This is a genomic window from Neobacillus drentensis (genome assembly GCF_036966985.1).
Lineage (GTDB): Bacteria > Bacillota > Bacilli > Bacillales > Cytobacillaceae > Neobacillus > Neobacillus drentensis_E.
In genome coordinates, this window is sequence record NZ_JBALSN010000070.1 from 7,215 (window position 1) to 15,702 (window position 8,488).

Annotated in this window: 9 protein-coding genes and 1 pseudogene; 7 read left to right on the forward strand and 3 right to left on the reverse strand. The window is 36.0% G+C overall.

Annotated elements, in window-relative coordinates; all coding sequences use genetic code 11:
* Positions 1–176 precede the first annotated feature (176 nt).
* The 4 genes from V7659_RS05110 (at position 177) to V7659_RS05125 (ending at position 5,714) form a co-directional block, all read left to right on the forward strand.
* On the forward strand, positions 177–1,397 hold the full coding sequence (locus V7659_RS05110) for a metallophosphoesterase family protein (RefSeq protein WP_335453241.1): 1,221 nt from the start codon (positions 177–179) through the stop codon (positions 1,395–1,397).
* 18 nt (positions 1,398–1,415) lie between these two features.
* Positions 1,416–4,421, forward strand: a complete 3,006-nt coding sequence (locus V7659_RS05115; RefSeq protein ID WP_335453244.1) for an ATP-binding protein — start codon at positions 1,416–1,418, stop codon at positions 4,419–4,421.
* Between the two features lie 51 nt (positions 4,422–4,472).
* Entirely contained in the window at positions 4,473–5,417 is a 945-nt protein-coding gene (yhaM, locus tag V7659_RS05120) for a 3'-5' exoribonuclease YhaM (RefSeq protein WP_335453246.1), read from the forward strand.
* Positions 5,418–5,525: 108 nt separating this feature from the next.
* A complete protein-coding gene (locus V7659_RS05125; protein ID WP_335453249.1) occupies positions 5,526–5,714 on the forward strand; it encodes a sporulation YhaL family protein in 189 nt (62 codons plus the stop codon).
* Positions 5,715–5,759: 45 nt separating this feature from the next.
* Here V7659_RS05125 and V7659_RS05130 read toward each other — a convergent pair.
* A pseudogene (locus tag V7659_RS05130) lies at positions 5,760–6,571 on the reverse strand (peptidylprolyl isomerase).
* 209 nt (positions 6,572–6,780) lie between these two features.
* Between V7659_RS05130 and V7659_RS05135 the strand changes: the two are divergent.
* A complete protein-coding gene (locus tag V7659_RS05135; protein WP_035445724.1) occupies positions 6,781–6,870 on the forward strand; it encodes a YjcZ family sporulation protein in 90 nt (29 codons plus the stop codon).
* A gap of 39 nt (positions 6,871–6,909) precedes the next feature.
* Entirely contained in the window at positions 6,910–7,002 is a 93-nt protein-coding gene (locus tag V7659_RS05140; protein WP_026566064.1) for a YjcZ family sporulation protein, read from the forward strand.
* Between the two features lie 91 nt (positions 7,003–7,093).
* Here V7659_RS05140 and V7659_RS05145 read toward each other — a convergent pair whose 3' ends face one another.
* Positions 7,094–7,273: a hypothetical protein gene (locus tag V7659_RS05145; protein ID WP_026566065.1), complete on the reverse strand. Its 180-nt coding sequence runs from the start codon at positions 7,271–7,273 to the stop codon at positions 7,094–7,096.
* 245 nt (positions 7,274–7,518) lie between these two features.
* On the opposite strand from V7659_RS05145, the gene V7659_RS05150 reads away from it, so the two are divergent.
* Entirely contained in the window at positions 7,519–7,854 is a 336-nt protein-coding gene (locus tag V7659_RS05150) for a DUF1878 family protein (protein WP_283877950.1), read from the forward strand.
* Between the two features lie 6 nt (positions 7,855–7,860).
* On the opposite strand, the gene V7659_RS05155 is transcribed toward V7659_RS05150, so the two are convergent.
* A complete protein-coding gene (locus tag V7659_RS05155; RefSeq protein WP_335453259.1) occupies positions 7,861–8,436 on the reverse strand; it encodes an HTH-type transcriptional regulator Hpr in 576 nt (191 codons plus the stop codon).
* Positions 8,437–8,488 lie beyond the last annotated feature (52 nt).

Genomic DNA, 8,488 nt, shown 5'->3' on the forward strand with positions numbered 1-8,488 from the left:
CCGCTCCAATCAACAGGTCCATTAGCAGAAACAATCAATTAAATATACCCCGCCTAGACAATCTAAGTATTTACCAAGCGGTAAATGCTCTTTTTTTTCAATAAATAACCGACAAGAACGTGCATTCGTATTTCTGTGGTGCTACAATGAAGAAAAGAAGCGGAAAGGAATGTCTTATGAAAAGAATATCATTCATTCATGCAGCGGACCTGCACTTGGATAGCCCAATGGTCGGATTAAAGTACTTGCCCCAAAACATCTTTACCCGAGTTAAAGAGAGCACCTTTACGGCTTTAAAAAAGGTTACTGAGGCCGCAATTCATCATCAGGTCGACTTTGTTATTCTAGCAGGCGATCTATTTGACGGAGAGGACCGCAGCCTGCGGGCACAATCCCGGTTTCGGACAGAGATGCTTAAGTTGGCAGAAAACGAGATTCATGTTTATGTCATCCACGGCAATCACGACCATTTAAACGGATCATGGGTACATCTTAATATGCCAGCAAATGTTCATGTGTTTAATAGCAAGGTCGAAACCAAAGTTTTACATACAAAGAAAGGTGAGATTGTCCATCTTTATGGTTTTAGTTATCCAACACGACATGTCTATGATAGAAAAATAGATGATTATCGGAAGAAAGATGGCGCCGACTTTCATATTGGGATACTCCATGGAAATGAAAGCGGAGGGGTAGATCATGATAACTATGCCCCTTTTTCAGTTAGTGATTTACATAAGAAAGAATTTGATTACTGGGCTTTAGGACATATTCATAAACGAGCTGTCCTATCAGAATCGCCACCTATTATTTATCCAGGTAATATTCAAGGCAGGAATAAGAAAGAAACAGGCGTGAAAGGTATTTACCATGTAACATTGACTGATCTTGATAAGAAAATAAATTTTTTAGAAACAGCCGATATTATTTGGGAAGAAACAATGGTTGATGCTGCTTCAGCCAAAAATTTCCATGATGTTTTACAATTATGCCAAACAACCATCAATAGTTTTCGGAAGGAACAAAAAGGAACGTTATTATCACTTTCCCTGAAAAATATTGTACTAGCAGATGAGCGTGAACAAAGAAGCTTGAAGGGCGAACTGTTAGAACTCCTTTTAGAGAATGAAAAAGAAGAGGAATCCTTCGTATGGATTGTTGACTTAATTGTTATTGAAGGGCAGCTAATAGATAAGGAACAGTTGAAAAGAGATGCTAACTTTTATGCTGAACTATTTGAAACAATTGAAAACTATGCAAATGTCGACCTAGCCCTATCCCCCTTATTCGAACATCAATTAGGGAGAAAATATATCAGTCAGTTATCAACTGCTGATCAAGAAGAGCTAATCAACAAAGCAGAGAAATTGCTGCTCGAATTACTTTATCAATCATAGAAGAAGGAGTGAAGAGATTTGAAAATTCTTGAGATGCATATATATGGATTTGGCCAATTAGAGAATGTTGAAATTACTGACCTTCACGATTTTCAAGTTTTCTATGGTGAAAATGAAGCTGGGAAGTCCACGATTATGGCTTTTATCCATGCAATTATTTTCGGCTTCCCTACAAAACAACAAACAACCGAACTCCGCTATGAGCCAAAACACAGTACTAAATATGGTGGTAAAATCCGAATTCTCCATGAAATACATGGCGGTGCTGTAATTGAACGAGTAAAGGGAAAAGCAGCGGGTGATGTTAAGGTCTTTATGGACAATGGCAAGATGGGCGGCGAAGAACTTCTTAAGGAATTAACAGCAAACTTTGATAAAAGCCTATTTCAATCTATTTTTTCTTTTAATTTGCAGGGATTACAAAATATTCATCAGATGAAAAGTGAAGAGATTGGCAAATTTTTGTTTTCCGCGGGGACATTAGGAACAGAAAGGTTATCAAAAACCGAAGCTGTTCTGCAGAAAGAGCTCGATGCTCGTTTTAAGCCATCTGGGAAGAAACCCTTATTGAATGAAAAGTTACAAGCCATCCATGAAATAAATAAAGAATTGAAAGCAGCTGAAGCCAGAAATAGAGATTATACAAACCTAGTAGAAAAGAAAGAAACGCTTGAAAAGGAAATGAAGGCAGTAAACCGTTCGTTGCAGGAGATAAGAGAGAAAATAGAAAAACTAAATGAATGGAAAAGAATAGAATCCATTGTCAAAGATGAAAAGGGGACAAAGAAAGAGCTGAATGAATTAGGAAAAATCGAATTCCCTGTACGTGGAATTGAAAGAATCGAAAAGATAAATCAGCTCATCCACCCCTATAAGGCAGAGATTAATAGCATTTCCGAAAGAATTGAAAATTTGCAAGATGAAGCAGCGGGGATTCAACCTAATCTTTCGTTTCTAAAAAATGAACCTGCTCTCTTAGCTTTGCTTGATCAAGTACCTCTCTACGACCAATTAAAGCAGGAAAAATTGCAATGTGAAACAAAACTTTTAGCCTTTGAAGAAGAGTTGTCGATTACTAGGGAAAAACTTCATTTAAATATAGATGAAGAAGAAATCTTTGCTTTAAATACAAATATTTATATGAAAAATCAGGTTGAAGTAGTATCACAGAAAATACAAAAGCTAAAAGAAGTTAAGGAAGAGTTAGAGAATCAGTATCAAGAAGAAAAAGGCAGATTAGAGGAAATCGAAAAAGAGGTTCGGTCTTCAGAGAGACAGGTTCTTACAAAACAGGAACGGCTGGCACTGGAAGAGAAGGTAAATTCGAGCAATGATAAAGAGAGCATAGAAAGGGAATTAAGAACCCTGCGTGACAAAATAGACTTTTATCTACAGTTCAATGAAAGTGATAAAGCAGCAGTGGAAAGGGAAAGGAAACAAAAGAAACTTCAGTATTTACTGTTTGAGGTTATTTTAATTGCCTTAACAGTTTATGGGATAGCTACAAAGCAGTGGTTTTTATTCACAATAGGTGTTCTCAGTTGTATGTTACTTGTCATCCTGATGACAAAAAAGAATACGGTGCCGAAAGATGCTGAGCTAAATCAAACGTTAATAGGGTTAAAAGAAAAGGAAGAGCGGTTAAAGCAAAAACTGCAATCAGCCCAATTTATAGAAATCTCAAAGCTAGAAGAACAATTAGCCTTGGATAATCAGAGAAGAGCAGACCTTCAGACCGTAAAAGTGAAGTTGAAACATCAACATTCTCAATATGAAAAGATCATTGCTAAATTTGAACAATGGGAGTTGGAGACCGCCCAAACGAATGAAAAGCTTGCTTCCATCAGTCATGAACTAAGAATACCTGAGTATATTGCAGAGTACTTTTTACTAGAAGCATTCAAACTGATTGAACAGTTTAAGTTGATTAGTAGAGAGAAAAAACAATATCAGTTAAGACTTCAACAAATAGAGCAGCAACAGGAAAAAATAGTAAAAGGGTTGAACCATTTTTCAAACCTTTATTTAAGTGAAAAGGGCTTGGACTTGTATAACGCTGCCTATTTACTGCGTAATAAGTTAAAGGAGGAGCATGGTAAGCAAATCGTGAGTCAGGAGCGAAAGGTGAAACTTAGCGATCTCGAAGCCGATTTAAAGCAAAAAGTACAAGCGTTTAAGCATCTCCAAGCGGAATTTCATGCCCTTATCTCATCAGCAAATGTGGAAACAGAACAACAATTTTACGAACTTGGTGCAAAAGCAGAAAAGCAAGGACAACTGTTAGAAAAACTTAACTCACTACAGAGTCAACTGCAATACTCTAATCTCTCAGAAGTAGAAAGGGAAACTTTTCTCCAAATGCGTCAAAGCACAGAATTAGTGGCCGAATGTAATCAGCAGGTTCATGAATGGGAAGTTAAACTTAAGGAACTTCAGGAAAAGCATGCTTCCATCAAATATGAGATACAAATATTGGAAGAGGGCGGTATATACTCAGATATACTCCATCACTACAAACAGAAAAAATATGAACTAGAAGAGGCAGTAAAGGAGTGGTCTGTCTACTGTATAGCGCAAGATATCCTCTCCAATACGATTGAAACATATAAGAACATACATTTACCAAGAATGATCTCAAAAGCGGAAGAATATTTGTTGTTTCTCACCGATGGAAACTATCAAAGAATCCATTTACAAAATTCTGGTTCAGGATTCTTAGTTGAGAGAAGGGATCATACCATATTTGAAGCAAATGAACTAAGTCAAGCAACAACCGAACAGTTATACGTTGCCATTCGGCTTGCTTTTGCTGTTACAGTATATGAAAAATATCAGTTTCCAATTATTATCGATGATAGTTTTGTTAATTTTGATGCGAAAAGGACGGAAAAGGTGTTAGAACTTCTTAAAGGGATGAAAAGAAATCAACTATTATTTTTTACTTGTCATAAGCATTTACTGACCTTTTTTCAAAGGGAAAATGTTCTTTTTTTAGAAAAAGGTGCTGTTCAGATAATTTCATAGAGTAATATTAGGATATGTTATACTCTTACTAATGGGAAGGACGTGAAAGTGATGGGTAAAGGAATATTAAAGCATGAAATTGGAGAGCAGGTAGAATTATTTCTACTAATAAAAAATTCAACAAAAGGGATTGCAAGCAACGGCAAACCTTTTTTAACACTGATTCTTCAGGATAAAAGCGGAGAAATCGAAGCAAAACTTTGGGATGTTAATGAAGAGGATGGAAAGAGTTATGCTCCACAAAGTATTGTAAAAATACTAGGTGAGGTACAAAATTATCGGGGGAAAAGTCAATTGAAAATTCGTCAAATTCGACGAACAGGTCCATCTGACGGCGTAAAGTTGGATGACTTTTTGGAGACCGCCCCAATTAGCCAGGAAGAAATGGCTGGTAAACTTACACAATATATTTTTGATATGAAAAATCCCAATATCCAAAGAATAACACGCCATTTAATTAAAAAGCATCAGAAGGAATTTTTAGAGTTTCCTGCAGCAACAAAAAATCACCACGAGTTTGTATCGGGGCTTGCCTTTCATGTTGTTAGTATGCTTGATTTGGCTAAATCCATTGCCAATCTTTATCCAAGCCTTGATAAGGATTTGCTCTATGCAGGGGTTATATTACACGATATGGGGAAAGTACTGGAACTTTCAGGGCCGATTTCAACTGTATATACCATTGAGGGAAATTTACTAGGGCATATTACGATTATGGTTAATGAAATTGGCAAGGCAGCGGAAGAACTAGGTATTTCTGGTGAGGAAGTACTAATCCTCCAACATCTTGTGCTGAGTCATCATGGAAAAGCAGAATGGGGAAGTCCAAAACCGCCAATGATTAAAGAAGCAGAAATCCTCCATTATATCGATAATCTTGATGCGAAAATGAATATGCTTGACCGAGCCTTGGAAAGAGTGAAGCCAGGTGAATTCACAGAAAGAATTTTTGCGTTGGAGAATCGTTCCTTTTATAAGCCGGTGTTTCATAAGTAAAATAACCTCCTTTTGAGGTTATTTTTTTTGCGCAACAGTTCATAATTTCCTATTAAACGAATATGATTTAGTAAAAGTGGACAACCACTATGAAAGGAGCAAGATAAATTGACTATTCCTATTTGGGTATATGCTGTTGTGGTTGGTATTGTGATAAGTGCGCTAATGGCGATAAAGACGGGAAGAGAAGAGCGGCAATTAGAGATGGAAAACATTGAGCAGGAAGGCGAAATCTATATGAAACGCCTTGAACGTGAAAGAGAAAAGAAAGAAGGACTTGAAGCGACAGGGGAATAAAAAAAGCGGAAGCGCCATTATTGGCGTTTCCGCTTTTTGTTCTAATTACTGGGCAGCAGCTTCTGTACCGGTTTGAGGAGTAAGCGCATCTTTTAAGTCCTTGTCGCTAACTTTAACATCTGCAGCTTCAAGTTCACGCTTCATCGCTTTATTAATTTCTTCTGTTGTCAATTTTGAAGTTTTTACTTGGGTTTCGATTTCGGCCTTCATTTCAGCATATGGTTTCTTTTCTTTTTTGTCAGTTAATTGAATGATATGATAACCAAATTGCGACTTAACTGGACCGCTAATTTCATTTACTTTTAGTGCATATGCTGCTTTTTCAAAATCAGGATCCATCTTACCAGTACCAAACCAGCCTAAATCCCCGCCGTTTGCCTTAGAACCTTCATCTGTTGAATATTTTTTTGCCNNGCAACAAGAATGTGGCGAGCTTTAATTTCCGGCTGGTACGTATCATAGTAATCCTTTAATTCCTTTTCAGTTACCTTAACGCCTTTAAGGGCAGCTTTTTCCTGCATCATGCCTAACTTCATTGTTTTCTTCAAATCATCTTCGCTTTTATAGCCGTACTGTGCGAGGGTAGTTTCAAAATTTGCACCTAGATCTGTTTTTAATTGATCAATTTTTGCATTTAATTCCTTATCTGTCACCTTGTATTTCTTAGATAGAACTTTTTCATATACTAGTTGCTGAAGGGCTTGATCACCATACTTTTCCTTCATTGTATTGTAGAGTTCTTCTTGTGTAACATTACCCACTTTGCTCTCTGCCACTGTATCAGAACCACTTTGGTTACATGCACTTAATGCAAGTACTCCACCGGCTAATGTAAGGGCTAATATCCATTTTTTCATGATGAAATCTCTCCTAAACAGTATATTCTTGTCCACAAACTCTACTATAACATAAATGGTAACTCCTGCAAAAATAATAACTATGTTTATTATTTGAAATTTTCCACAAAAGGTAAAATTGAACTTTTCAAAAAAAAATGGGAAGTGCCTAAACGAAATGACCACCCATTGAATAGTATATCGTAGTAAATGAAAAAGGAGGTATTACGATGAGCCACGGATATGGAGCGGGCTTTGCTCTAATTGTAGTACTTTTCATACTATTAATTATAGTGGGAGCTTCTTGGTGTTGGTGTTAATATGCACAAAAAAGACAATTAATGAATGGAGGTAAATATATGTCTGGTGGAGCAGGTTACGGCGCAGGATTTGCGTTAGTGGTAGTTCTATTCATCTTATTAATCATCATCGGCGCTTCTTGGGTTTATTAATAAAGTCACAAACTAAAAGCGATGAGAAATAATCTCATCGCTTCTATGTGTTAATTATACATATCCTTTTTCGCTTGGAGCTCTAGTTGGATTATGTATATAAAATTTCCAAGTATGATGATATCAGAAGAATCGTAATGAGGATATTAATTGTACGAAATACCTTATGTTGGTTTTCTTCAGGGATTTCCTTTTGCATACAAAGTGAATTGGTCATTTTATTTACATAAAACAAGATAAAAATAGCGAAGACAATAAAAATGGAGATCATCAATGATTCCCTCCCTGATGTTCGTATTATGTTTATTACAATATCAAAAATTACAAAAAAAAGATAGTCATAAAGAATGGAAGAGTTTTAGGCTTTAAGGGGTTTCCATGAACCCAATTTATTTTTGGAGGAAATTTCTTCTAAAAAAATTTTCCCTGTTTTAAGTTAAAATGGTTTACCCCATCTTTTAAAAGGTTAATAATAAATATATAAAAATGTAAAAGTTCTGAAAAGAGGCCTAGTGAATGACTGAAAATGAATTGATGGAAAGAATAAACCTTCTTGAATATCATCAAAAGCTATTATTAAAGTTACTCAACAATCCGAAGCTCGAATTATATAAACTTATTATTGAAAATGGAATTACAGAACAGGAAGCAGGACAGTTTTTTTCTTTATGTGACAAAATGAACTTAAAATTAGAAGAACAAAAAGCGGAAGGGTACGTAAACTTCCATCCGCTTTTTCATGAATTATCATCATCATTACCGTCTTCTTTAAAGATTAAAGACGTTATCAATGCTTGTTTAAAACAAAAGATTTGCCTGTCCCTTTTTCAAGAGTTGGAAAAATACTTATAAAACTGATTAAACCAGCTCTTGCTCAGGATTTTGTGATTTTCTTAGCTTCCCATCTTCTTCAACGAAGCGACTTTCAATATTATGAAAAGAACGCTCGAAGATTTCCATAAAATCTTCACCATAAATATTGCGGACGATCGCCATCATTTCAACAATTTCTGGAAACTTACCGTATAATTCACGTAGGGGCAAAGCACCAGAAAAAACCGCATTGGCATTTGGCTCATAGGTTTCCATTAGTTGAAGTAAGATACTTTCTCCTGCTTCAGTAAGCTGAATATACGTATTACGTTTATCATTTTCTTTTTTGGAAAACTGCAGCAAACCTCGTTCTTCTAACTTTTTCGAAAAATTAAATGCTGTTGAAACGTGCATGACGCCAAACTTAGCCACATCCGAAATGGAAGCACCGTTTAAGTGATAGGCAATCCATAAAATGTGATGTTCGTTAATATTTAAATCAAAAGGCTTAATCCATTGCTGCCAGTCTTTCTCAATCGCTTTCCATAAGGCCTTACTTAGTTGAGCAACTCTCTGAGTAAAGATCATCGCTTCTTTCATTGAATATTGTTTCTCAGTCATCCCCATTTTCACCTACTTTTATATTTCTCTATTTTCATTATGCCAATAAAAT

What these genes read in the sequence shown, in the direction of transcription:
- yhaM (WP_335453246.1), top strand. Translation starts at nt 4,473, where the DNA reads ATGGGTAAAGGAATATTAAAGCATGAAATTGGAGAGCAGGTAGAATTA.
- V7659_RS05135 (WP_035445724.1), top strand. Translation starts at nt 6,781, where the DNA reads ATGAGCCACGGATATGGAGCGGGCTTTGCTCTAATTGTAGTACTTTTC.
- V7659_RS05145 (WP_026566065.1), bottom strand. Translation starts at nt 7,273, where the DNA reads ATGATCTCCATTTTTATTGTCTTCGCTATTTTTATCTTGTTTTATGTA.
- V7659_RS05155 (WP_335453259.1), bottom strand. Translation starts at nt 8,436, where the DNA reads ATGACTGAGAAACAATATTCAATGAAAGAAGCGATGATCTTTACTCAG.
- V7659_RS05110 (WP_335453241.1), top strand. Translation starts at nt 177, where the DNA reads ATGAAAAGAATATCATTCATTCATGCAGCGGACCTGCACTTGGATAGC.
- V7659_RS05150 (WP_283877950.1), top strand. Translation starts at nt 7,519, where the DNA reads ATGACTGAAAATGAATTGATGGAAAGAATAAACCTTCTTGAATATCAT.
- V7659_RS05140 (WP_026566064.1), top strand. Translation starts at nt 6,910, where the DNA reads ATGTCTGGTGGAGCAGGTTACGGCGCAGGATTTGCGTTAGTGGTAGTT.